The following is a 22,407-nucleotide window of genomic DNA, read 5'->3' on the forward strand; positions in this document are numbered from 1 at the left end:
ATCTCATGTCTATTTTTTCGGAAAGAAAGTCTTAGCTAATTTACGTTGCCCCTTGTTCCCAGAAAAATCTTCGCAATTGTGGCCACAAGTACTAAAGAGAGTATTCCCAATAGGCCATTCCCACCCAGAAGTTCTCCAGTAGCATCCTCTAAATTATTCGTCAATATTGTTAATGCCCAAAGCGCGTTTAGAGCTCCATGCAGAGAGACTGAGGGAAGTATGCTCCCAGTCCTGGATACTAAGATTAGCATTATAAATGTTAGAGGTATGCATAACACCACGAAAATTGGAACACCGAGCCACTTCAAGTTTGGATAGTTGTGTCCTAGAAGCCCTATAGCTGTTGCATGCCACAGTCCCCAGACGGTTCCTACGATGAAACTGTTTCCAAGGCTTGGAGCAGAGCCTAGCCGCTTATAGAGGTAGCCTCGCCACCCTATCTCTTCGCCCAAAGCGTAGAGAGCATTGATGGTTAGGGCTACTAGGTAAGCGGAGACAAGCTGTACAAGCAGGAGTACTCGGGCGGCTTCTATGGATATTTTTCCCTGCTCTGCTATTATCCTTACAGGCTTTTCTAGGTCGATGACGTTGAAGGCTAGGCCTATGAGAAAGTAGATTCCTAGTGCAATGTAAACTATTAGGGGTGCCAGAAAATACCAGTAGACAGCTTTATCCCTCACGTTAAGATAGCTTTTAAATTCTCCGGATATACTCTTCCCAGACATCCGTAAGGCTACAGCCGCACCGACAGTGGGGGTATACATCCTGAAGAGGCCCCACAAAAGAGCTACCTGTGACAGAACAAGGGGAGATGGCACATTTTGCGAAATCGTGAATACGAGTACGTCGGCCAGGAATGCGAGCCCAAACGAGATAGCGAGGAACGCGACAACGTCCCTGTAAGCCATATATTCCTTAGGGGCTTTACGATTTAATTTTTTGCGGGCCATTTATAGTGTTTTTGGGAATTTCAATAGGCCAATTCTATCCTAGCTTCTTAACAAGGATTATATCGTCCTCGTAAGCATAGAGCGGCCCCTCAAGCTCCTCGAATTCTTTTTCTCCCCGCCTATACAGTGAATAGCCCATTTTCGTGAACATACCTATCGAGGCCAAATTGTCTCGCCTAGTGCTGGCCGCAGAATATCTACAGCCATGTTCCCTGAATATCTTTTCTGCCTCGGCTACAAGGTTTTTACCTATGCCCCTGCCCCTGTAGCCGGGGTCTACGGCTATAAAGCTTATTACGCTTATCTTCCCGTGGGTTTTAGTCTCCTTTGTGTATATTTCGGCCACACCTACGACTCGCCCATCCATAATGGCAACGAGAGTGTCTAGCCTGCCGAGGAGGAGCTCGCTCCAATACCTATAGGAGCCAGTAAAAGACTTTCTGAGTATTTCTTTTGCCTGTTTTAGGTCGCCCTTCTCGGCAAACCTTACCTGAAGACCAGTTAAAGCCACTTCTCCGACCCTCTACAAAATTGGGCATCCTGCTACAATAAGTTTATCGCCCCCTAAAATACTATTCTCCACATGGACTGCAAGGCTAAGGCATACATACTCTCCATTGGAAACGAGCTCTTAATTGGAAAAGTCACCAATACGAACGCGTCGTGGCTCGCCCAGAGGCTAACACTCCTAGGCTACTGTGTAGAGAGAATAATCGTCCTGCCAGACAACATGGACGACATTGTAGAGGAGTTCCATAGGGCGGTTTCCAGGGCAAACCTCGTCATATCTACGGGCGGATTGGGACCCACACCAGACGACATTACAAACATAGCCCTAGCAAAGGCGCTCAACAGGGAGCTCGAGACAAACCCCGAGGCGCTCGAAATGCTCAAGGAAAAATACGCTAAGCGGGGCTACCCCCTCACCCCTGAACGCGAAAAAATGGCAAAGCTACCCAAGGGCGCTAGACCCCTGCCAAACCCAGTGGGGACGGCTCCCGGAATAATGGTCGAGACAGATTCACGCCTGATCATTGTTCTTCCAGGGGTACCAGCAGAAATGGAAGCAATATTTAAAGACCACGTCGAGCCAATCCTCAAGTCAAGGGGGAGGCCGTACTTCTATAGGGAAAAAATGATTAGGGTAAAGGGTGTCCCAGAGGCAGACCTTACACCAATACTTAGAAGAGCACTTAAAATCGACGAAAAGGCATACGTAAAGAGCCACCCGCGCGGTCTCGAGGATGGGGTGCCAGTTGTAGAGATACACGTATATGCTTCTTCCAGCAGCGAGGAAGAGGCAAGCAATATTGTCGATAAGGTGGAAAAGTTCCTCATCGAAGAAATCAGGAAAACATTTGGACAATCGGCAAGCATATCTCCTCTAAACTGATGCCCAAGAAACCTTTTTCCATGATTCTCGTTTAACGTGGTTCACTTATTGGAACTCTCATATATAATGGATAAGACTTCTTCTATGTATTCTTTTTCGCTAAGCTCCGTAGGCTTAGAGTAACACATTAAATCGCCCAAAAGAACCCTCATCTTTACAATGTTCTTTGTGTTAAGTTCTCCGAAAACCTTCAGCGTTGCCTTTTGCAACAGTTCCCCGCATGTCTTCTTGAGCAACTCGGCTAGGGGCTCATAGTGGCTTGAGGCTGAGAGGGAATGTAGCAAGAGGTTTCTCATTTTTGGGTCAGAATACTTTGAAATATAGGACTCGGCGATGCATCTCAGAAGGTCTTTTCCTGCGATATCTTTCTCCAAGCAACCGCTAATTACTTCTGCGGGGAGAGCTTTCGTGTCTCACGGGGAATAGTTGAACTTGGGAAGACAAGAGTCGTCTTGGATGCTAAAAACGGGAAAGTGCTCCTGGAAAACCCCTAACGGAGAAACTCTTCTTTACGCTCAGATGAGCTTAGGCCTCAAAGCCTGAGGACAGAGGTTCAGGGATCGAGTGATTTCTCCTTGCTCTCTAGGATTTTAATGAACTTTTCATGAATTAGCTTGGCTTGTGGTTTAAATTCTTCCGGCATATATGGGTCTTCTAATTGACTTCTGATCCTCTCCTTTGCCCAAGCGTAATCTCCTCTCTGCAGTGCGTATTCTATTTCCTTTTCGAGTGCAATATAGTGAGTTGTGTAAACTAGTGTTCTGGGAGAATCAACAATTATCCTCCTGTGAATTTTAAAACCCCTTTTCTTCCATTCATTTATCTCAACGAGCTCGTGTATCAGAAGATATTCGTTTTCGAGAACATCTCTAAAGTTAACCTTGTCCTCAGTGTAGGTATCAGTAGACATGTAGTCGACAAGATCTTGAGCAGAGACATCCAGGTGATAGTTAAGTGACTCTAAAATCCTCCGGGCTTTCTCAATTTTACTCTCAATTTCCTCAAGCATTGATCTCGCCTCTAACGTGCCAGTAGCAATGAGCTCTTCATTTGTTATCCCAAAAAAGTTCACCTGATTCATGAGCCTTCTGTGTGGAGATTTTTGTCTCGCTGACCATCTTTGCAAGAGAGACTAATTCGTCGGGACCAAGCGTCTCAGCGCCCTCTATTTCTGGAGGTTTTTCTTTCAGGCTGATGAGTCCCGCGTGGGGTATTCCTAGGGAGTGTATTCTTTCAAGGGCTCTCTTGGCCTCGTTTTGCTCAATGCTACCTAGCTTTACCTCGTAGCCTGCGATGGGCCTTTTACCCTTAAGTACAATTACGTCTACGTCTCCAAACGGTGAAACATAAAACCCTGCTACACCGGAGTACCTTTCAGCCATTAGCTCGGCAATACATGCTTCTGCCTCTCTTCCCAGTGCCGTGTTTGCCGCCTCCGGGGTAGCCTGGTAGCCCTCACTCACCGAAAATTTTTGATCCAAATAGTAGACCAGCGACAGTAGTGGTGAAGAGTGCCTGTAGTAGACCTTGGCTCCTCCAGATCTCCAAGCCTTTAACTTCCTGACTAATCCCATTTTCACCATTCGCTCAAGTATACCCACAACAGCAGAGGCTCCACCCTCCACGAGCCCCTTAGGAGCCAAGACGCCCGCGATTTCGGCCGGCTTCCAATAACCCTCTGCGAGCAACCTCAGCACTGCTTCATACAGCGTTGTGAGTCTCCTCTCTTCCTCCACGAACACCTCTCCAACAAGACCCATACTTGCAAGCGCCAGCCTCCCAGCGTTTTCAGCAATGAAAACCGCAGGGGGCAGGCTTAGGTCAACAAAGGGGACAATCCATGGATCCCTAACAATTATTGCCCAAAGCAGTGCTTTTTCAGGATTAAGCCTTTCCACAAGAGAAGAAACTGCATCCGCATAGCTTACAACATCGACCCGGAGAGGATTCACCAGGCCCAGCAGGGGGCTCCTCCTGGAAAAAACCTTCTCAACAACACCAAAACTTGACCCAGAAAGCACGAGCCTGCCTAAAGGGTGCGCAAGGGCCAGCATGTCCCAGTAGTTTTCAGGAAGCCTCTGGAACTCATCAATGACTACGCACTCCCCCCTTCTGAGGGCATCTACGACACGCTGAAGCCCCTCCTCTAAACCTGTCTTCTCGATGCCCCCATTGCTTTCAAGAAAAATCTCCCTAGACCTCGTTACAGTTGCATAAATGCTCCAAGAAAGCTCCCTTCTAAGCAGAAAAGTTTTACCAACCTTTCTCCTACCATATACAAGTAGCCAGCCCCTCGCCTTCTTAAGTTCCTCAGCTTCTCTCCGCCTAAGCACAATTTGCTCCATGTGAATATTCTGGTAGGAATATTCGCATCTGTTATAAAAATCTTTCCAAAAGGTGCCTGTAAAAAAAGACTTTCTAGCTTACTAAACTGTTCCAGTTGCGCTAGGAAGAGACGCCTACTCTTCTTTGAACTGGCTCTCCACTTCTCTTCTGAGGGATTCCTGGAGCTCCTTGATTTTCCTCGCTTGGTCCAGTGCCCTTTGCACCCAGTCTTTGCTTGCCTCAATGCCCTTGGACACGAAGAATGCTACAGCCTCGCTTCTAGTCCTGAATATGCCCGCCTGGACGAGCTCGTCTATAATTTCGAGGTCTTTCCTGTTTATTCTCGCCGAGACAATGTTGGGGGTCTTGCCAATTGTTTTGAATGTTTCTTCTAGGCCTTTCGTGACGGAGTCTATTGCTTGACCTATAATCACGCCAATATTCTCTAGGCTCTTAGAAATCGTGCTGAGTGACTGCGATATTTGTGACTCGAACTGTGAGGGCTTCGAAAGCTTCTGCGAGATTTTCTCTAGGGAAGACTTTATCTCCCTGAATTTCTCCTCGAATATTTTTTCGAGCTCTCGCTGTGTAGCCTCGTCGCTTGTCTTGGCTTTCTCGCGGAACTTTTCGAATGACGCCTGAAAATCACTCATCATGCTTGTGGATTCCTGTTTCCAAAGATTGTATGCTTCCTGGGTTTTTCCCTCCGCAACCAGCCTATCTATACTAGCGAGCAAGTCGTTTAGCCTTGTTTCAATGTTTTTCAGCATTTGTTCTAGTTCGTTTTTTAGTTCTTCTCCTGACATGTATTTTCGTATAAATTATACACAAATACCTATATAAGTTTTTACGTTTCCTTTATCCTCTCTATCTCTTCTCTTGTCATCGGCACCCACTTGTCGCCTACTAGCTTCACATATCCCAGCGTATATTTCTCGTATAGGTCGAGAACCTTTCTCCTCAGCCACTTGTGCGGTATAAAGGTGGGCGTAGCATTGATGTTGTCGAAGTGTAGCATCTCGACGTGCCACACTGGCTCCGCTTTTCCCTGCTTCCACACGCCCCTCTGTGTAGCAAGGTATATCGAGTGCTGTATCAGTGATGGCTCTAGCCTTATTAGTCCCCTGGCTATTCTCTGCGGCAGGGTCTCTATGTGTTTGTCTTCGTATCTTAGGAGCCTAGGGTCTATTCCGACTGCTAGGAGCATTAGCTGTACCCCGTTGCACTTGAAACAGGTTCCGCATGGCTTTACTACGCCGTTCTCTATGTGTGTGGAGTGGCAACTAGTTATAAGTGGGATTAGGTCTGGATACCTGTCTTTGAATATTTTCAGCATGCTTATGGGCGTCAGTGGCCTCAGTGGGGACCACTGCTTTATGTCGAGCCCCTTGGCCTTGAAGTAGCCTGTCATGTAGTTGTCGAAGTCTAGGCTCTGGTCAAAGGTTGCATAGTAGTGCCTTATGCCCTTGTACTCGAATGTGAGGCCGGATGGGTCGTCGAACTCGTTGCCCATAACTATGTTGCCGACCCCATGTTTAAGCGCTATTGGTATAAATGAGAGGATATAGTTAGCGTACCAGAAGAGCCTTACGGGGTAGATTTCCCTGTTTTTCCTCCAGTAGTATGGGACAACTATCTTCATGTTTTTCTCGATAAAGGCAAAAAGCCTGTCAATGTTGCTCCAGACCTTCCTGGTGTTTGGGTCCCTCCTCGCCAGCTCCCTGTACGCTGTTAGGGCTGTCCACCAGTGTCTCCCAGACTCGTTGAGGAAGAATGAGTAAACATTGCAGCCCATTTCTCGGAGCAACCCATACGTGAAGAGACTTTCCTTTCCACCTGACGACATTACGCCGCAGCTCTTCTCGTCGAGCTGGACGGGGCCAATATCTTTGCTAGTTATTTTCTCGGCCGAGACGTGTGCCTTCGGCTCTGCGTCTTCCGGGGTTACGTCTTCTGGATTGGGAAGGTACTCTTCCCTTATGAGCCCAGTCCGGTTGACTATCCTATTTACAAATATGTCTCTTGCCGTTACACGTGACATGTCCTCGAAAAACTTCAAGTCTACCTGGTCGAGCTCGAGGTCAAGCTTTATCTCGTCGCTGAACAAGGTATAGTTTATGGCTGGGACAATGCCGGCAACATTGAAGAAGGCTGATAGGACCCTTTGGTCGATGTCTTCGGGATAAACGTTGACTAATTCATACTCTTTCCTGAGCCCGTCGAACTCCAGCGTGTATTTGACGCTAGTCCTTCTACCCTTTACCTCGGCTGGACCAACGATGATCCTGTCGAAGCACTTCAGATTTACCAATCCTCTACACCTTTAGCTCGGGGAAATCTCTCAGCATCAAGTCGACGATTCTGCCTACCCCTTCCAGTAGCGGGATGACCGTTGGTATGCCTGTCTCCTTCTCGATTCTCTCTTTTTCTCGGAGCGCCTCCTCTCTGCCGAGGCCCTCGGTGTTGATCGTTATTGCATATACCCTTCTATCCGTTATGAGCTCCACGAGCCTTAGGAACTTTTCCAGGGGAGGCATGGGGTACTCTGGGAAGCCGTCTAGATGCTTCCTTCCAGGGGCATGCTGGAGAACGACTACTTCAGGCTTCAGGAGGTTGAGGATCTCGTAGCTACCTGGAAAAACTGGATGCAAAGGCGACCCCTGGCCGGGCACAACGATTACCTTGGGTTTTTCCTCTACGTATGCCCTCAAGACAGTTTCCTCGAGAACCCCCGGGATAAAGTCGTTGATTACGCTGTCGAGAACAAACACGTATTTTGCACCCTGCATCCACGCGGTCTGGCCGGTCCCCACGAATACGGCCTTTACACTCCTCTTATTAAGCTCGTCTGTAATCATGTGGGCTACGGTCCTCTTGCCTATCGCTGAGTCAGTCCCGATAACTACGACCTTGAGGGCTTTGACTTCTCTTATCCTGCCAGTATAGAAGACACGTTTATTATAGTAGATCTTCCTGACATCAATTATTTCTGCGCCGTGCTCCCTTGCGAGCCGCATTAACTCTGGGTCATCGCTCAGAAACTCGTGGAGACCAGAAACTATGCTTAGACCCTTCTTCAGGGCCTCTTTCACTATGGCCCTATAGTTTTCTGGCAACTTTCCGCCGGCTGTAGCGACGCCTATTATTAGAAACCTTGTGTCTGGGTGCTCTCTTAAGGCTTCCCCTAGTGAAGAATAGATCTTTATCCCCCTAGGCTTGCCGTCCAGCACTTCTCCCGCGTCCCTTCCAGCCAGCGTGCTGTCAATAACTCCAACGATTTTGTATCGAAGGCTTTTCCTCACGAGGCCGTGCGCCGTCTTGCCGTCTGTCGAAGAATACAAACCCTCGGCCAGTACTACTGCTTTTCCCTCCTCCATCTCCCAGTAATCACCGCTACGACTGGCCCGTCGACCTGCTCCCGAGACAGGAAGTCCCTCACAGCCAGAAGGGAAGAAGACGACGCTGGGAGAGCGTTTACCCCCTCGACAGCCCTCAGCAACAGCGACATCTCGACCATCTCATCGTCCATGTAGGCGTAGGCGACGCCTTCAGAGTGGTATATAGCCATGAGTGCTTCCTTTGCGTTTAGGGACTGTATTGCGACCAGGGGCTCGTTGACAGGGGTCTCCCTTGCAAGGTACGTGTTCACTGGCAGTGGGTCTATGGAGCCCATTAGCCACGAGTATACAAGCTGGTTAACATGTATAGTGCTCGCCGCTATGATTCTAGGAATCCTCGTCGTGTCTCCCGCCTTGTACATCCTCCTAAAACCGTTATAGACGCCTACCAGCGTGGTTCCGTTGCCCACAGGTATAGCTATCGCCGCAGGCGCGTCGCCGAGCTGTTCAACTATCTCACGGGCTATCTCAGAGTAGGCGTCGAGGCTCGCGTGGTCATTTATGCTCCCAGGGTTAGCGTCGTACCATCCATTCGCCTTCGCGGCCTCGACACTCAGCGATACGGCTGTCTCGTATGGGCCCTCAACAAGGACTACCTTTGCTCCGTATCTCTTCATCTCGGAGACCCTGCTGTGCTTGTACCCTTTGGGTACATAGATAACAGCCTTGACGCCGGCCCTCCGTGCATAGTACGCTATGGCTGCACCATAGTTCCCACAAGTGCCAACAGTAATCGTGTCATAGCCGTTTACCAAGGCCTCCCTCACGTGTGAAATGGCCGCTCTATCCTTATGTGTGCCTGTCGGGTTTGCACCCTCATATTTTAGGTAAACTGGGGCACCATCAAAGCCCAACAATTTCTTGATAGAAGTCAGCCGAATAAGCGGCGTCGCTACCAGTAACAGTTTACTACTCGATGAGTCCTCCTCCACCTTCACCTTTCACCGTCACTATTACGCTTCTTGTACTCTGGGTTAAATCTTAGTCATCTTTCATTGGTTTAATAACTAATACAATCATTGGAAAAAAGGGTGAAGTAAACGTCGAACGGTATAAATCCAAGTAACAGGATTGCATGTTTTAACTTTCGCCCTATATACTTCAACTGAAAAACATGCAACACAGAGTAGCAAACACTTAAAAACAATGCATGAATAGATTGGTAAATATGATTGGAACCATAACCAACACAATAACGGTTATCCTCGGCTCGCTCGCCGGGCTCCTCCTCAGAAGAAACATATCCCCAGAAAAGACAACCTTCATAACAGACGCCCTCGGCCTATTCACGGTCGCAATAGGCATACAGATGTCCCTCCAGACAAAAAACCCAATAATACTCGTAGCCTCCCTACTGGTCGGAACCTTCATTGGAGAAATAGCAGGCATAGAGCACAAGCTCGAAAGGCTCTCAGAAAAAATCTCGAGGTCCAGCTCCCAGAGCATAGTCGACGGAATGCTCACAGCCTTCCTAACATTCTGCGTCGGGCCAATGACTATAGTAGGCTCAATAAAGGACGGCCTCGGTGACCCAAGCATCCTACTCGCAAAGTCAGTAATGGACGGGGTAGCCTCGATAGCCTTCGCGGCAAGCCTAGGCATAGGAGTCCTACTAAGCTCAGTGCTCGTCCTAGCCTTCCAGGGATCCCTAGCAGTATTCGGCGCACTCACAGGCACAATGCTACCGCAAAAAGCAATAGCAGAACTTACAGCGTCTGGAGGAGTCCTCCTAATAGGCGTAGGCATCAACCTCCTAAAACTCAAAAAGATACGCGTAGCCAACATGCTCCCCACACTACTCTTCTCCCCCCTACTAGCACTATACTTCTAGCTCCAAACATCCGAAAACAAATTCTAAATTTTTGAGCAAGACATGAACTATTTCCCCGAAACATACGACACGTTTTTAGGAAAAATTTCAGAACCTATAGTCTTTTTCTGCAAAAATTTCATAAAAAGGGCAGAAGAACATATAAACACCAAGAAACTTAGAAAGCCCAGGGGCTCTAGAGGGGCAACCTCACCCGGGGTAGCGGATGAACGTGTGCGCCCCTCTAGCCCCCTAAAAAGCTACATTCTAGCCTTAAACTTTTCCATGAACAAGCCCTTAAAACCTTCCTCGAAAACTAAAAAATGTATAAGTTTAGCGCGCGCTCTAGGACACCTGCCCTTATGTCCTCTCTTGATTTCCTCCCTTTTACTGAGCTTGCCCCTTTTTGCTTGGCCTGGCGAATAAGCGGATGACCATAGTGGTCCTCTTCTTCTTGGACATGCCTGCACCCATGCAGTATGTGCAACGCCTACTAAAGAGTTTCACAATACTGTAAGTATTAGCAGGTATGGGGGGTTAGCACTAGGAAAAGGACAAAGGGAGGAGTATTCCCGCAATAAAGCGTCTTTAGACATAAGCTGGGGGGCGCATCAAGCCTCCTAATAGGTGGTAGGCCTGCCGGAATTCTAAGGCGCGCTATCCGTTTATCAGTTGTCTTGCTTGGTTGACCCATTCTCCTGGATCTTAGTTTTTTAAGTTTTACTTTCGCCTATATAATTGAAAAAACTTTTTCTGGCTGTGCCGAATTATGATGGTCGATGAAGGACAAGAGCCTGGGCTTAAGGGCAGTGATAATCTTCATTATTGCCCTGGCTCTGGCGCAGTCCTTAACCATATACGCAGTGCCTTGGAACTACAGGCGTAACTTTGTTCTAAGCGATGACACTCAGCCAGATTCGCCAAGTAAACCACTACTACAACCTGTTCCACCTCCAATAATAAATCCAATAACTCCTACTATTCCAACTGGTCCATCTACCCCAGTCGGTCCCCAGACGCCCACAGGTCCAAGCTCCCCCACTTCTCCAAAGCCAACTTCACCACCAGGGCAAAAGCCGGCCCAGCCAGGAAACCAGCCTTCCCAGCTCCCAAAGCCAACCCAGCCAGGACAACAGCCCTCCCAACTTCCAACCCCCACCAATCCATCAACATTACCACCCTCACCAGTAAACCCAGTCCCCAGAGAGGCGACCGTTGAGGGCGTGAAATACATAATCAGGCTCAGTAGCGATAACGCAGAGATCTTGAAAGATGTGCTTGCAGGGAAGGGCATTAAAGTTGAGGAACTAAAGCCTGAAGAGAAGAGGATAAAAATTGATAATCCCGATGAGGAAGTGGAGAAAGTGGCGCGGAGGCTACAAGAGACTGGGCTCTACGACAAGCTCGATAGAGTCCTTCGGGAATTATACTACACCACACTCGAAAAAGTCCTCAAAACAGCCAAGTGGGGTATACGTGAGCATGATGGGCGCATAGGTTCGGCCAGAGCCGAGCTTAAAGCTGCTTATGACTTAGCGAATGATTTCCCGCGTGCTGTCAAGCAGATGATACAAGACGGCATCCTCCAAAAGCAGGGCAAGGCTGTAGTCAGATGGTTCATAAACACTGGAGCCAGAAACTTTATAAGTGAGACCGCTCGGGCAAAGTTTGATGTTGCTCGCGATTTGATTATTGAGCTTGCAAGACTCCTCGGTGTCTCTGTGGAGGAGACAACCGAAGATGAGGTTCTAACGGGGTTGATAGCGATAATACCCAAAGATATGTTGTCCAAGTTGCCCAGAGATAGAAGCACCACTATAAGCGTTGAGGGGCTTACCTTAGAGATTACACCAGTTGCAAAGTTCAAGACCGTGGGAAAGCCAGTGGCTTGCCTCAACTTCGGCGAGAAGGTCTACTGCTTCGACCAGAATGGTAATGAGGTAAACCCAGCCAGCGTGGTAGTCAGGTAAACATAAAAAATTATTTTTTTCTATTTTAAGCTAGGTTTAGTCCCACCAGAACCTTATGTACACTTTTCCCTTTGCCAATATCGCCTCGAACTCTTCGCGGGTTAGGCTATACTCCTTCCCTTTCACTGAGAATACGTCGGTGTACATTATATCGCGCCAAGGCTTGACAAACATAAGGCTTTCTTTCCCATCTTCCTCCTCTTTCTTAGGCACTTCAAAATCTTCATATATTTCTTTCAGTAGAGGAGCTAAGATTTTGTCCTCAAGTATTAAGGGGGAGACGAATGTCCTTCTTCCTTCTACGTCCAGCTCGACAGCTAGGGAAACCTCATCGGGATGCAAGTCTCGTTTTTTGAGCTCCTTGTAGACGGCTATCGCAAACTCCACTTTGTCCCAGGGGATGAGCATGTCCTCTACAGTCACGCCAACGCCCATAAGTACCTCAATGAGGAAGAGGATGCTCGGCTCCCTCTTTGCAAGCTCGGCGAAGTCCTTGATGGGCGGGATGTTGTTGACCACCACCTCCAGCTCCTCCTTTGGGAGGAGCCTCGCCACCTCTATTAGTTGCTGGGAGGTTATCACGCCCTTGTAGGTGCCCCCGTCCCCATGTATGTCCACGAGCTGGCCCCTAAGCGTCTCTAACACTTTCTCCGTGAAGTGCACAGAATGCGAGGATGCCGTGACAGTCATTCACCCCAACACAGTATCTCATTTAGGATAAAAAAAATCTTTCTGTAAGGGAAGTGTGAAAGTATTTTCCCATTATTTTAGACTGTCGGGCCACAAAGCGTAAAGGCTCCGCTGGCGCGCGACCGGGTATAAGTGCTATTTTATTTTGAGGACTGGTGCCCCTATTGTTTTTGCGGCTTTTAGGTCTCTTAGTGCCTTGTTTACTTTTTCTAGCCTGTATTCTTGGACGTGTGTGTCGACCCCGTGGATGGTATAGAAGTTTATGAAGCTCTTCACGTCTTCCCTTGTTACGTTTGCGACGCTTTTTATCTCTTTTTCTTGCCATAGGTGTGTCGCGTAGTCTAGGACGACTGGTGTCTGCTTCCTTATTGCGTTTATTACGAGCCTGCCTCCCCTGTCTATGAGCTCCATGGCCCTTGGGATTGTTTCGCCGACGGGCGTGAAGTCTAGTGCGAAGTTCAGCTTTTTCGGCGGGTCCTCGCTTGGAGGCCCTGCCCAGTCGGCGCCGAGCCTCTTGGCGAGGTCTCTGTGGTGCTCGCTCCTGGTGAACACGTAGATTTCTGTGGATGGGTGGAGCTTCCTGATGACCTGTATAGCTATGTGTGCCGAGGAGCCGAAGCCGAAGAGCCCTACGCGTGCCCCGTCATGCATGCCTAGGAGCCTATATGCCCTGAAGCCAACGGAGCCTGCACACATGAGTGGGGCTAGCCTTACAGCCTCTACGTTTCGGGGCAACGTGTATACGTAGTCTGCGTAGGCAACGGTATACTCCGCGTACCCGCCGTCGAGGTCGCAGCCGGTAGCCTTGAAGCTTTGGCAGAGGTTCTCGAGGCCCTTCCTACAATACTCACAGGTTCCACACGTGTGGCCTATCCATGCTACACCAACCCTTTCCCCTACGAGCCCGTCAACGCCGGCCGATTCTACTACCTTGCCTACGATCTGGTGGCCAGGTATGAGTGGGAGCTTGCACCTTATCCTGCCCTCTATGATGTCTATGTCTGTATAGCAGACGCCGCAGGCCTCGATCTCTATAAGGACTTGACCCTTTTTGGGGGCAGGCATAGGAACCTCTGTGACCTCAACTGGATCCTCCTTTAGGGGCAACGATGGGTACCGCCTAGCTGAGCCCTCTACAAATATCTCGGCGTTTTCATGGACAATGCCAGCCTTCATTATGGATGCCTCTTTAAGATATGCTTGTAACCATAAAAAAGTAGTGCATTTTACAGAACTATGAATAATGTCTTAATCACCTTTACCAATTCTTTTTTTGAGATGTACTTGAATCTTTGGGAGCTAGCTGTAGAATTTTTGAGTATCTAAACTAATGATTAGATTTCCAAACCATAAGTTTAAATATTTCTACATTTTTATTTGTTTGACCAACTATGAGCGAAATTAGAATGCCATTGTTGGGTGAAAAAGCGCCAGAATTCACAGCTAAGACGACTCACGGCGTTATCCACTTCCCAGACGACTTTAAAGGGAAATGGGTTGTACTATTTAGCCATCCAGCTGACTTCACGCCTGTATGCACGACTGAGTTTGTGGCTTTCCAGAAAAGGTTCGAGGAATTCGAGAAGCTCAACGTCCAGCTGGTAGGTCTAAGCATTGACCAGGTCTTCAGCCACATTAAGTGGGTTGAATGGATAAGGGAGAAGCTTGGAGTTGAGATAAAGTTCCCAATCATTGCGGACGACACCGGGGAGATAGCTAAAAAATATGGAATGATTCACCCTGGAAAGGGCACCAACACTGTTAGGGCCGTCTTCGTTATCGACCCCAACGGGATAGTGAGGGCTGTACTGTACTACCCGCAGGAGATTGGAAGGAACATGGACGAGATCCTGAGGCTTGTCAAGGCGTTGCAGACCTCTGACAAGTATGGCGTGGCTCTGCCTGCTAACTGGCCGAACAACGAGCTGATTGACGGCAAGGCAATTATTCCGCCTGCAAGCGACGAGAAGACTGCGAAGGAGCGCCTAGAGAAGGCAAAGAAGAAGGAGATCGAGTGCTTTGACTGGTGGTTCTGCTACAAGTCCATCTAAAAATATTTTTTCTTTTTCTATCCTATTTTTGTTAACTCTTTTATTCTCGAGTAGAAACTCATCTCCTCGCTGTTGGCTAGATGTATTTCGAATGGGTGAAAGGGAGGTAGACCAGCTAGCTCCTCTATTTTCAGCTTTAGCTCTGCTCTCTCGATGTTGCTTTTTGGGATCATGTCTGACCTTATGAGTAGGTCTACGTCGCTCCCGCCAACTGCTTCGCCCCTTACGACGCTACCGAACACGTAGACCTCTGCGTCTGGGAGGACTCTTTTTGCGGCCTCTGCTATTTTTTCTGTGTATGGTCTCCAGTTTTTGAGTATTTTTGCTCTCTCGATTAGTGCCTCAATGTAGTTCTCGATACTTCAACACCTCGTGTGCTAGTTTTATGGCTTCTTGTGCTTCTTCTTTGCTGTATTCTCTTGGGAGATACCTTGTAGCTATGTAAGCATCTTCCAAGAATGCTACTAGACGCTTGTTGTTCTGGTAGACATCATATAGGTTTCTGAGCTCCTCAATTTTTGGAGTAGCTGGAATAGATATGTTAAGGAGTGGGTTCTAGGGTAGTCTCCTAGTTCTTCTAAGAGGATAGATTTTAGATGGAGTTGTATGGCTTGTTCATGGAGGTAAACGGTGAGGTCGTATTCTCCGTCTTGGTAAGCTGTTTCAGCGGTTTTCCGGAAGGCTTTTGCCCTTTTTCTAAGAATTTTTACTTCGTCTATGTGTGGCAAGGCTCGTCCCTCAAATCCTAGTCAATATACAGTAACATAGTTATTTAATTATTCTTGGCCAAAGTCGTATCTAGGTCTAAGGTTGATGCATTAGACGAATTAACTTTCATTGTTGTTTCTTGGCAATATTTATTTCCGCGTGGATGTTAAAATATCTGTGCCAAGATTTGCTGATTTGCTTGTAGAGGAGGTCAGGAGGAAGAGGGAAGAACTTGCACGTGTGATTGGTGGGGAAGGCGACCTCAGGAACTATTACGGCGAGCTTCTTAGGAGGGTCTGGTTGAGCGACTTGTCTCAGGACAAGGTTGACGGACGGGTTTATGGGGTTGATAGTAGCTGTGACGATATAGATGTTGTTGGGGGCGGCTCTATTCTTATTTCTAGGGCAATCGCTCTGAGTGTGGGTGGCAACGAGGTTAGGAAGCTGAGACTGGACGCGTTTTTCCCCAGGGATATCCGGGACCAAGAGGAGCTGAAAAGGCTCATGCGGGAGCACCTCGAGCACCTTGCTGGGCTGGAGGCTGTCGAGAGAGGGGCGGAGACCGTGCTTATTGATGGCTCTCTCTATGCGAGGATGACGCATGTACTGCGCGAGATAAATATTGATGGCTACGAGGACTTCATGTTTGAGTATATCGAGACTTATGCGGGTTTTTTAAGGGAGGCTTTAAAGAGGAATGTAGCGGTAGTTGGTGTAAGTAAGGATTCGAGGTCCACAGTGCTCAAGGAGGAGCTCTTGATGCTTAAGCTCCGAGAATTAGTGGCAAGCCTTGAGCCTTCTGTTCGGGAGACTGTTCTCGGCCTGTTCGGGGAGATCAAGCGGCGTCCCCGCGAAGCGCTGGAGGGCTTGAGGCACTTGCTGAAGTCTGGGGTCTCGATGGAAGTATACGAGTTGTTTAGGAACGCTACCAGTGGGGCTCCAGACAGCAAGATTATTTTTTCTGCTGGTCTTGGCAGAGGGCTGAGCCTGCCTTTGCAGTTGAGCATCGAGAAGGTTTCCGCTAGGGTCTTTGAGCTCGTTCTCTCTGATTCCCACGAGAAGCTCCTAGGCCTCTTGGAGAGGGTTTTCCCTGCAACCAGGGACAAGTTGGGAGATTCTTTTCAAGAGAAGGCTTCGAGGATGATAGAGGCGTTAAAGAGTTACCCGCCTATAGCTGTTACATATGTTGTTCTAGAGCAGGGAGACGACCCTATCAGAGTCGATGTTGCACTAAAGGGAAAGTATCCCACGCGTGGCGAGTCTCATTTCCTAGAGGCTATCCCAGAGGAGATGCTGAAAGGCCTGAAGAGCATAGCTGGCCTCTATGCTGGTCCAAGAAGCTACAATGTACTGTTGCTCGAGGCAGACAAGAGGGTTAGGACTACACATGACACGATGGAGATGTACCACAGGCTGATTATGCAGGAGCTTAAAACACTGGTGATGCATTCACGTAGCGATAGAAGATTCTTCTATCCCTAACCAAAATGGCATCGACTTTCCAGTAAGTATTCATGCTCGGAGTAGTTCTTCTAGCTGTCAAGTATAGTTTGTTTCTTAACGGCTCTCTGTCTTCCCTTACATGTTTCACAATTCTTTCGATACTTATAGCCTCCAAAACGTCACGTAGTTTTTCTAGCCCTTTCTTCTTTGTTTCCATTTTAGATTTCATAGAACAAGCTCGCCTTTTTTGGATACTTTCGGTTTTATCTTGGTGGAAGCTTAATAAGGACTATAATGTGGGGTAATATTGTGGAAAAAGAGGCTACCAAGAGAATGGGTTATCCTTTAAGAGATAAGGTGGATTTTTCCCGAGGGAACCAGGCATGGCTGAGTTAAAGCAGGTTGGGAGGATTGTCGAGGAGTCTACGCCTGAGACTTTCATATTTGTAACGAGCAAGGATGTGTATCCAGCGAAGTACGAGTATGTCCTTGTCAAGTCCCGGGAGCTCGTTAATGGGGAGGAGAGGGAAGTAGACGTATTGTGCCAGGTTGTTGGTGTAGTTAGTAGGAGCACCGCATATACTAGCAAGCTGGACTTCGAAAGCCTGGAGAGGATTTACCAGGCAGGGATAGACGACTCTAACCTTCTATGTGTTGCCAGGAGCCTTGGGTTTATCGCGGAGGAAAATGGGAGGAAAACGGTTCTCGTGCCTAGACGGGCGTTTTTCCCGGGGAACCCAGTCTATCTCGCGCCAGACGGGTTTGTGAGGGAGTTTTTCTCTTATCCGTCGGAAGAGGGGATACACATTGGAAGCCTTGTAAGTAGGACAAGTGTAGACGTGTATCTCTCAGTGAACGGGTTCAGGAGACACGTAGCCGTCATAGCCCAGACTGGAGCTGGCAAGTCATATACGGTGGGAGTTATTCTTGAGGAACTGCTGAGGCTCGGGGCGACTGCCGTCGTGATTGACCCGCATGCTGACTATGTTTTCCTTAGCAGGGACAGGGAGATGAGGAGGCACGAGGCTTCAGACAGGGTTCTGGTTTTTAGGAATCCTAACAGTACTGGTAGATATGACCCCAGCCAGCTAGACAACGTCCACGAGCTCACGGTGAAGTTTGCAGACCTAGAGCCCGAAGATATTGCAAGGATCGCCGGGATACCTGAGAAGTGGAGCAACATTAGGAGCGTCATTAGGAGCGCTGTTGGGGAGCTGAGAAAAACCTCTAATAGCTATACATTGGACGATTTATTAGAAGAGCTACAGAGACTCATGAAGACCGAAAAGGCCAAGAAAGCAGCAAGCGCTGAGGCTGCCTATAGCCGACTAGTTAGGCTAAAAAAGTTCAAGGTGTTTGGGAGCGTTACGACGTCTGTCAGGGACGAGATCCTGAAGCCGGGGCACATAAGCGTTATAGACCTCTCGGGCCTCAACGACGCTAGCCAGGACTACATAGTGAGCTGGGTCCTAGAAGAAATATACCGCCTCAGGTATTCGGGCGAATTCAGGTACCCAGTCTTCATAGTAGTAGAGGAGGCACACAGGTTTATTCCAAACAAGTCCCTTAACCGTTCAACCATGTCTTCGGACGTCATCAGGATGATTGCCGCCGAGGGCAGAAAGTTCGGGGTATTCTTGATACTGGTCACCCAGAGGCCCAGCAAGATAGACGCGGACGCCCTGAGCCAGTGCAACAGCCAGATAATACTGAGGATAACAAACCCAGCGGACCAGAAGGCTGTCGCAGAGGCAAGCGAGAGGCTTGGGGCAGAGCTCATGAAGGACCTGCCCGGGCTCAATGTTGGAGAGGCTGTTATTGTGGGTGAGCTTACACGTGTTCCCGTAATTGTCAAGGTTAGGCATAGGCGAACCAGGGAGGGCGGCGCAGACATAGACCTCGTAGAGGAGCTGAGGAAGGCTAGGAGCGAGATAGGGTTAAAGATTAGTAGGGGTAGGAGTGAAGACCTGTTCTCAGAGGTCTAGGACATGATTAGGGTCGTCCACACGGCTGACAATCACTTGGACCCAAAGTTCAGCTTCCTCGGCGCTAAGAGGTTTGAGCGTAGACAGGACTTCTTCAACTCTTTCCGCAGAGTTGTAGAGTTTGCCCTAGAGAGAAAGGCCCACATTGTTCTGGTTTCGGGAGACCTCTTCGACTCTGTCAATCCGAGAAACCCGATAAGGACGCAGGTCATAAGGCTATTCAGGAGGCTGTCCAGCGAGGGCATCAGGGTCTTCATGATTGCTGGCAACCATGACATGCCGAGGAGCCTGGAGGAGGGAATGTCTCCACTACAGGAAATAGAGGCCGCCGGCTATGCGAGGTTCTTCTCGAAGACCAGCGAGGTCGAGGTCGAGCACCTCTACATTGAGGGTTTAGACGTAGCTATAACAGGCCTGAGCTATGACCACACTGTTGGGCTAGACGAGAACCCGCTGAAAAAGAACAATGTAAAGCTTCCAGATGAGGGCGACGTCGCGATAGCCATGCTTCACTACAACTTTAGCGGGATAAGTGTACCGCCGAGCTGGAGGGCCCCCAAGGTTTCATGGGAAGACATCCCAGAAAACTACCGCTACGTTGCTCTTGGACACGTGCATACAAGCATGACCCTTCCACTCAGGGGAAAGACCCTTGTAGCTTATCCTGGAAGCACAGAGAGGAGAAGCTTCCAAGAAGAGGGAGACGAGGCAAAGGGCTTCCTATATGTAGAGCTAGGCCATGACTCTCTGCCAAGGGCAGAGTTTGTCCCAGTGCCAACGAGGCCAATGAAGACTGTAAAGGTAACGCTGAGCGAAGAAACGGAGGACCCGTTGAGAGAAATCGTGTCCAGGCTACCGGCACCCAACAAAGACCTTTTGCTTCGACTCGTCGTTGACGGAACGCTTCCCTTAAACAAGGTGTCTAGGTACAACAGGGCGGCACTGCTTAGAGAACTCGAGGAAAGGTTCTTCGCCGCCACAATTGATGATATTGACCTCAAGTGCACCATGCAGAAAATAGTCAGCATGGGCAACGAGGTGAAGAGCCCGATAGAGGCCTTTGAGGAAGCAGTAAGGGAGCTACTTTCTAAGGCGGAGGGCGAAGAAAGGGAAGTCTTCAACTTGGCGCTTGAAATTGGTAGAAAGGTTCTAGAGGAGAGCGGGGCATGGTGACAATAATAAGTTTAAAGGCAAACAATTTCCGTAGACTGAACTTCAAGGATCCCCTCTACTTCCCAAAAGGCCTAACCATAATTAGGGGCAGAAACGAGGCCGGAAAATCAACAATACTTGAGGCTATCCTCTTTGGGATCTACGGCGACTTCAACATCCTTAGGGAGATCCGCGGAGACCGCCAAGCCAAGCTACTCGACGTGGTAAACCATGCCTCGAACCGTGCAAAAGTAGAAGTAACATTCGAGGTCGAGGGTAGAAAGTTTAGGGTTGAGAGGATTATAGAGAAAGTGGGAGAAAACGCTAGGCAAGTTGACGCAAAACTCTTCGACGTAACAAGCGGCAACGAAAGGCTATTGGCGTCGGGAACGCAGAAAGTCAACGAAGAGATAGTCAAGCTCATCCGTGTAGATTGGAGGGAAATGATTGCCTCCAACGTTATAGCCCAGAAGGACCTCGAGAGGCTTATACGTCTAGGGAAAACCGACAGAGAAAAAATCATAAACATGTTCATGGGGCTTGAAAGCTACAACAAGGCGATCGAGACACTTCAAGAAGAAAAAAGAACAAAAAAAGCTGAACTCGAGAAAAAAGAGACAGAAAAGAAGGCTCTAGAAGATTATTTAAGGACACTGATGAGCCTAGAAGAGGAACTGAAAAAGCATAGGGAAGAGCTCCAAGCTATTGAGCAGATTTTACCCAGCCTTGAAGAAGAAGAGAAGAGGCTAAGCGAGACGGTAAAATATCTCGAAGACCTATACAAAAAGCTTCGTGAAAGGAAAAGTCTGCTCGAGAAGAAAAAATACCTAGAAGAGAACCTGAAAAGAAATGAAGAAGAACTCTCGGAGACAAGGAAGAAAATTGAATTAGCAAAGCAGGGGCTTGCAGAAGCAGAAGAAAAGCTTAAGCAGCTCCAGCAAGAAAAAGAAGTGCTCGAAAAAGAACTTACCCAGACAGAAAAAGAGTATGAAAATGGGCAGAGCCTACTAGCCAAGATAAGCGAATTGTGGAATACTCTTGAAGAGTCGAAAAGGGAACTAGAGAACCTTGAAGATGAGATCTCGATTATTTCCGAGAAGCTTAAAACGATCGAAAAAGTAAACACAGAAATAGTTCAAATAAGCGAAGAGCTGAAGAACACCGAGGAAAAAATACGAAAAGTAAGGATACCACCCTTATACATTTATGCCTCAATCGGGATAGCTCTTCTGGGACTCTTCTTATCTATATTCAGTTTGCCAGCCGGCCTGGCCATACTTTTTTCAAGCTTGGTACCTCTATTCGTTGGCCAACAAAACAAGCAAAAGGCTTTACTATACCTGCAGGACAAAAAATCAAAGCTTCTGAGCCAGAGAAGCGCCATGGAAGGTGAACTCAGGCTTTTAGAAAGAGAAAGAGAAGAATACGAGAAACTACTAAAGAGAAAGGCTGAATTAGAGGAAAAGCAGAAACAGATCCTCGGCCAGCTCAAAAGCGTGGCTAAACTTGAAGACGCAGTGGGCCTCGAACAATATGTTGCTAGGCTACAGGAAGAGGTAGAAAAGCTCCAGGAAAAAACCGAAGAAGTGAGAAAACACTATCAACAAATATTGTCTGAGACATCAAAAACAGACCAAAACATACATAATCTCAAGAAAACTCTAGAAGACCTTTCTATAAACGAAAACGCTAGGAACAAAGACATAGCAAACATACGCGAACAACTCAAAGCAGTCGAAGAACAATATGCATCTATTCACGTCCCGCAACCACCATTCGAGATAGAGGGTCTCTTGATGCCCGTAAGCGAGAACGATGTCGAAGACGTGGAAGCACTCTTGCATGTCTACCATCGAGAATACGAATCTAAGACACGTGAAGTTGCAAGCAAAAAAGCCGAGAAAAACAGGCTTGAACAATATATTAGACAAGCAGAGGAACAGCTGAAAGAGCTTCCAAAAATAAAGGAAGACCTAGACAGGCTCGAAAAAGATGTCAAAAACCTTAAGATAGAGGTCGAGGCCCGTGAAAAAGCCATACAAGTTTTGAGGGACATATCCTCGAAGAGGAGGAGCATGTTTGCGCCAAGCGTAGAGCAAAACATGAACTGGATCGTTTCATACGTGACTGGAGGAAGATACAAGGCAGTAAAGATAAACCCAGACAACTACGACATAGAGGTCTACGACGCGGAGGCAGGCAGGTGGATGCGCCGCGACATATACAGCGGCGGCACCAATGACCAGATGCTTCTCGCAATGAGAATCGCATTTACGCTGGCTCTTCTACCCTCAGCGAAGGGAACCTACCCCCGGTTCTTGTTCCTAGACGAGCCGCTCGGCTCCTCTGACCAGGAGAGACGCCAACAAATAGTTAAACTCCTCGCCAACGAGCTGACCCGTGTATTCGACCAAGTCTTCCTAATTACACACGTCGAGATAGAGGAGCCTCCAAACTCCACTTTGATCGAGCTTGTAGACGGCAAAGTGGCAGAAACAAGAAGGATAACCTCACAAGAAGAAGGCTAGCCCT

At 48.2% G+C, this 22,407-nt stretch carries 23 protein-coding genes; 8 read left to right on the top strand and 15 right to left on the bottom strand.

Going from position 1 to position 22,407, the window contains the following annotated elements; all coding sequences use genetic code 11:
- Positions 1-35: 35 nt before the first annotated feature.
- Both QXT17_RS06265 and QXT17_RS06270 read right to left on the bottom strand, forming a co-directional pair.
- Positions 36-908 (bottom strand): CPBP family intramembrane glutamic endopeptidase, encoded by an 873-nt coding sequence (locus QXT17_RS06265; protein ID WP_020963536.1) that lies wholly within the window; start codon positions 906-908, stop codon positions 36-38.
- 76 nt (positions 909-984) lie between these two features.
- Positions 985-1,461, bottom strand: a complete 477-nt coding sequence (locus QXT17_RS06270) for a GNAT family N-acetyltransferase (protein WP_020963537.1) — start codon at positions 1,459-1,461, stop codon at positions 985-987.
- 72 nt (positions 1,462-1,533) lie between these two features.
- Between QXT17_RS06270 and QXT17_RS06275 the strand changes: the two genes are divergently transcribed.
- The gene (locus QXT17_RS06275) at positions 1,534-2,343 is read left to right on the top strand and encodes a nicotinamide mononucleotide deamidase-related protein (RefSeq protein ID WP_342783281.1); all 810 of its coding nucleotides are present in this window, start codon (positions 1,534-1,536) and stop codon (positions 2,341-2,343) included.
- 41 nt (positions 2,344-2,384) lie between these two features.
- On the opposite strand, the gene QXT17_RS06280 is transcribed toward QXT17_RS06275, so the two are convergent.
- The 7 genes from QXT17_RS06280 to QXT17_RS06310 all read right to left on the bottom strand — a co-directional run bounded on the left by QXT17_RS06280 (position 2,385) and on the right by QXT17_RS06310 (position 9,004).
- Positions 2,385-2,717 (bottom strand): hypothetical protein, encoded by a 333-nt coding sequence (locus tag QXT17_RS06280; protein WP_052885592.1) that lies wholly within the window; start codon positions 2,715-2,717, stop codon positions 2,385-2,387.
- A gap of 179 nt (positions 2,718-2,896) precedes the next feature.
- The gene (locus QXT17_RS06285; RefSeq protein WP_148682201.1) at positions 2,897-3,352 is read right to left on the bottom strand and encodes a hypothetical protein; all 456 of its coding nucleotides are present in this window, start codon (positions 3,350-3,352) and stop codon (positions 2,897-2,899) included.
- 37 nt (positions 3,353-3,389) lie between these two features.
- On the bottom strand, positions 3,390-4,688 hold the full coding sequence (locus QXT17_RS06290; protein WP_020963541.1) for an ATP-binding protein: 1,299 nt from the start codon (positions 4,686-4,688) through the stop codon (positions 3,390-3,392).
- A 114-nt stretch (positions 4,689-4,802) separates the two neighbouring features.
- Positions 4,803-5,474 carry a hypothetical protein gene (locus QXT17_RS06295; RefSeq protein ID WP_020963542.1) on the bottom strand — a complete coding sequence of 224 codons (672 nt, stop codon included), beginning with the start codon at positions 5,472-5,474 and terminating at the stop codon, positions 4,803-4,805.
- Between the two features lie 41 nt (positions 5,475-5,515).
- Positions 5,516-6,979, bottom strand: coding sequence for a hypothetical protein (locus QXT17_RS06300; RefSeq protein WP_020963543.1), 1,464 nt, complete (start codon positions 6,977-6,979; stop codon positions 5,516-5,518).
- A gap of 4 nt (positions 6,980-6,983) precedes the next feature.
- Complete coding sequence (locus tag QXT17_RS06305; protein WP_020963544.1) at positions 6,984-8,045, bottom strand: DUF1611 domain-containing protein; 1,062 nt, start codon at positions 8,043-8,045, stop codon at positions 6,984-6,986.
- Complete coding sequence (locus QXT17_RS06310; RefSeq protein WP_342783818.1) at positions 8,024-9,004, bottom strand: pyridoxal-phosphate dependent enzyme; 981 nt, start codon at positions 9,002-9,004, stop codon at positions 8,024-8,026. Before QXT17_RS06310 ends, QXT17_RS06305 begins: the two co-directional genes overlap by 22 nt.
- A 230-nt stretch (positions 9,005-9,234) precedes the next feature.
- On the opposite strand from QXT17_RS06310, the gene QXT17_RS06315 reads away from it, so the two are divergent.
- Together QXT17_RS06315 and QXT17_RS06320 are read left to right on the top strand one after the other, a co-directional pair.
- Positions 9,235-9,897, top strand: coding sequence for a DUF554 domain-containing protein (locus QXT17_RS06315; protein ID WP_020963546.1), 663 nt, complete (start codon positions 9,235-9,237; stop codon positions 9,895-9,897).
- A 758-nt stretch (positions 9,898-10,655) separates the two neighbouring features.
- Positions 10,656-11,846: an SPOR domain-containing protein gene (locus QXT17_RS06320; RefSeq protein ID WP_020963548.1), complete on the top strand. Its 1,191-nt coding sequence runs from the start codon at positions 10,656-10,658 to the stop codon at positions 11,844-11,846.
- Positions 11,847-11,882: 36 nt separating this feature from the next.
- On the opposite strand, the gene QXT17_RS06325 is transcribed toward QXT17_RS06320, so the two are convergent.
- Entirely contained in the window at positions 11,883-12,536 is a 654-nt protein-coding gene (locus QXT17_RS06325; protein ID WP_020963549.1) for a hypothetical protein, read from the bottom strand.
- A 135-nt stretch (positions 12,537-12,671) separates the two neighbouring features.
- Positions 12,672-13,712, bottom strand: coding sequence for a zinc-binding alcohol dehydrogenase family protein (locus QXT17_RS06330; RefSeq protein ID WP_342814464.1), 1,041 nt, complete (start codon positions 13,710-13,712; stop codon positions 12,672-12,674).
- A gap of 215 nt (positions 13,713-13,927) precedes the next feature.
- On the opposite strand from QXT17_RS06330, the gene QXT17_RS06335 reads away from it, so the two are divergent.
- Entirely contained in the window at positions 13,928-14,587 is a 660-nt protein-coding gene (locus tag QXT17_RS06335; protein ID WP_020963551.1) for a peroxiredoxin, read from the top strand.
- Positions 14,588-14,604: 17 nt separating this feature from the next.
- Here QXT17_RS06335 and QXT17_RS06340 read toward each other — a convergent pair whose 3' ends face one another.
- From QXT17_RS06340 to QXT17_RS06350, 3 genes are read right to left on the bottom strand one after another with little or no spacing between them, the layout of a single operon-like run.
- A complete protein-coding gene (locus QXT17_RS06340) occupies positions 14,605-14,946 on the bottom strand; it encodes a nucleotidyltransferase domain-containing protein (RefSeq protein ID WP_187147078.1) in 342 nt (113 codons plus the stop codon).
- Positions 14,930-15,043 carry a HEPN domain-containing protein gene (locus tag QXT17_RS06345; RefSeq protein WP_020963553.1) on the bottom strand — a complete coding sequence of 38 codons (114 nt, stop codon included), beginning with the start codon at positions 15,041-15,043 and terminating at the stop codon, positions 14,930-14,932. The genes QXT17_RS06340 and QXT17_RS06345 overlap by 17 nt, the downstream gene beginning before the upstream one ends.
- Before the next feature lie 8 nt (positions 15,044-15,051).
- Positions 15,052-15,315 (bottom strand): HEPN domain-containing protein, encoded by a 264-nt coding sequence (locus QXT17_RS06350; protein ID WP_020963554.1) that lies wholly within the window; start codon positions 15,313-15,315, stop codon positions 15,052-15,054.
- Positions 15,316-15,472: 157 nt separating this feature from the next.
- Between QXT17_RS06350 and QXT17_RS06355 the strand changes: the two genes are divergently transcribed.
- Positions 15,473-16,777: a DNA double-strand break repair nuclease NurA gene (locus tag QXT17_RS06355; RefSeq protein ID WP_020963555.1), complete on the top strand. Its 1,305-nt coding sequence runs from the start codon at positions 15,473-15,475 to the stop codon at positions 16,775-16,777.
- On the opposite strand, the gene QXT17_RS06360 is transcribed toward QXT17_RS06355, so the two are convergent.
- Positions 16,725-16,967 (bottom strand): hypothetical protein, encoded by a 243-nt coding sequence (locus QXT17_RS06360; protein ID WP_148682204.1) that lies wholly within the window; start codon positions 16,965-16,967, stop codon positions 16,725-16,727. The two genes, QXT17_RS06355 and QXT17_RS06360, sit on opposite strands and share 53 nt — an antisense overlap.
- 154 nt (positions 16,968-17,121) lie before the next feature.
- Here QXT17_RS06360 and QXT17_RS06365 point away from each other — a divergent pair, with 154 nt between their 5' ends.
- Genes QXT17_RS06365 through QXT17_RS06375 form a run of 3 tightly spaced genes read left to right on the top strand, consistent with a single transcriptional unit; the run spans position 17,122 to position 22,403 of the window.
- Positions 17,122-18,723 carry an ATP-binding protein gene (locus QXT17_RS06365; protein WP_020963557.1) on the top strand — a complete coding sequence of 534 codons (1,602 nt, stop codon included), beginning with the start codon at positions 17,122-17,124 and terminating at the stop codon, positions 18,721-18,723.
- A 3-nt stretch (positions 18,724-18,726) separates the two neighbouring features.
- Positions 18,727-19,896, top strand: a complete 1,170-nt coding sequence (locus tag QXT17_RS06370; protein WP_020963558.1) for a DNA repair exonuclease — start codon at positions 18,727-18,729, stop codon at positions 19,894-19,896.
- The gene (locus QXT17_RS06375; RefSeq protein WP_020963559.1) at positions 19,890-22,403 is read left to right on the top strand and encodes an AAA family ATPase; all 2,514 of its coding nucleotides are present in this window, start codon (positions 19,890-19,892) and stop codon (positions 22,401-22,403) included. The genes QXT17_RS06370 and QXT17_RS06375 overlap by 7 nt, the downstream gene beginning before the upstream one ends.
- Positions 22,404-22,407 lie beyond the last annotated feature (4 nt).

It is taken from the genome of Thermofilum sp., from assembly GCF_038871435.1.
Lineage (GTDB): Archaea > Thermoproteota > Thermoprotei > Thermofilales > Thermofilaceae > Thermofilum > Thermofilum adornatum.

Excerpts from the sequence above, each read along its gene's own strand:
- QXT17_RS06295 (WP_020963542.1), bottom strand. The coding sequence starts at position 5,474 with ATGTCAGGAGAAGAACTAAAAAACGAACTAGAACAAATGCTGAAAAAC.
- QXT17_RS06265 (WP_020963536.1), bottom strand. The coding sequence starts at position 908 with ATGGCTTACAGGGACGTTGTCGCGTTCCTCGCTATCTCGTTTGGGCTC.
- QXT17_RS06290 (WP_020963541.1), bottom strand. The coding sequence starts at position 4,688 with ATGGAGCAAATTGTGCTTAGGCGGAGAGAAGCTGAGGAACTTAAGAAG.
- QXT17_RS06320 (WP_020963548.1), top strand. The coding sequence starts at position 10,656 with ATGAAGGACAAGAGCCTGGGCTTAAGGGCAGTGATAATCTTCATTATT.
- QXT17_RS06275 (WP_342783281.1), top strand. The coding sequence starts at position 1,534 with ATGGACTGCAAGGCTAAGGCATACATACTCTCCATTGGAAACGAGCTC.
- QXT17_RS06305 (WP_020963544.1), bottom strand. The coding sequence starts at position 8,045 with ATGGAGGAGGGAAAAGCAGTAGTACTGGCCGAGGGTTTGTATTCTTCG.
- QXT17_RS06365 (WP_020963557.1), top strand. The coding sequence starts at position 17,122 with ATGGCTGAGTTAAAGCAGGTTGGGAGGATTGTCGAGGAGTCTACGCCT.
- QXT17_RS06325 (WP_020963549.1), bottom strand. The coding sequence starts at position 12,536 with ATGACTGTCACGGCATCCTCGCATTCTGTGCACTTCACGGAGAAAGTG.
- QXT17_RS06315 (WP_020963546.1), top strand. The coding sequence starts at position 9,235 with ATGATTGGAACCATAACCAACACAATAACGGTTATCCTCGGCTCGCTC.
- QXT17_RS06335 (WP_020963551.1), top strand. The coding sequence starts at position 13,928 with ATGAGCGAAATTAGAATGCCATTGTTGGGTGAAAAAGCGCCAGAATTC.
- QXT17_RS06330 (WP_342814464.1), bottom strand. The coding sequence starts at position 13,712 with ATGAAGGCTGGCATTGTCCATGAAAACGCCGAGATATTTGTAGAGGGC.
- QXT17_RS06370 (WP_020963558.1), top strand. The coding sequence starts at position 18,727 with ATGATTAGGGTCGTCCACACGGCTGACAATCACTTGGACCCAAAGTTC.
- QXT17_RS06375 (WP_020963559.1), top strand. The coding sequence starts at position 19,890 with ATGGTGACAATAATAAGTTTAAAGGCAAACAATTTCCGTAGACTGAAC.
- QXT17_RS06285 (WP_148682201.1), bottom strand. The coding sequence starts at position 3,352 with ATGCTTGAGGAAATTGAGAGTAAAATTGAGAAAGCCCGGAGGATTTTA.
- QXT17_RS06360 (WP_148682204.1), bottom strand. The coding sequence starts at position 16,967 with ATGAAATCTAAAATGGAAACAAAGAAGAAAGGGCTAGAAAAACTACGT.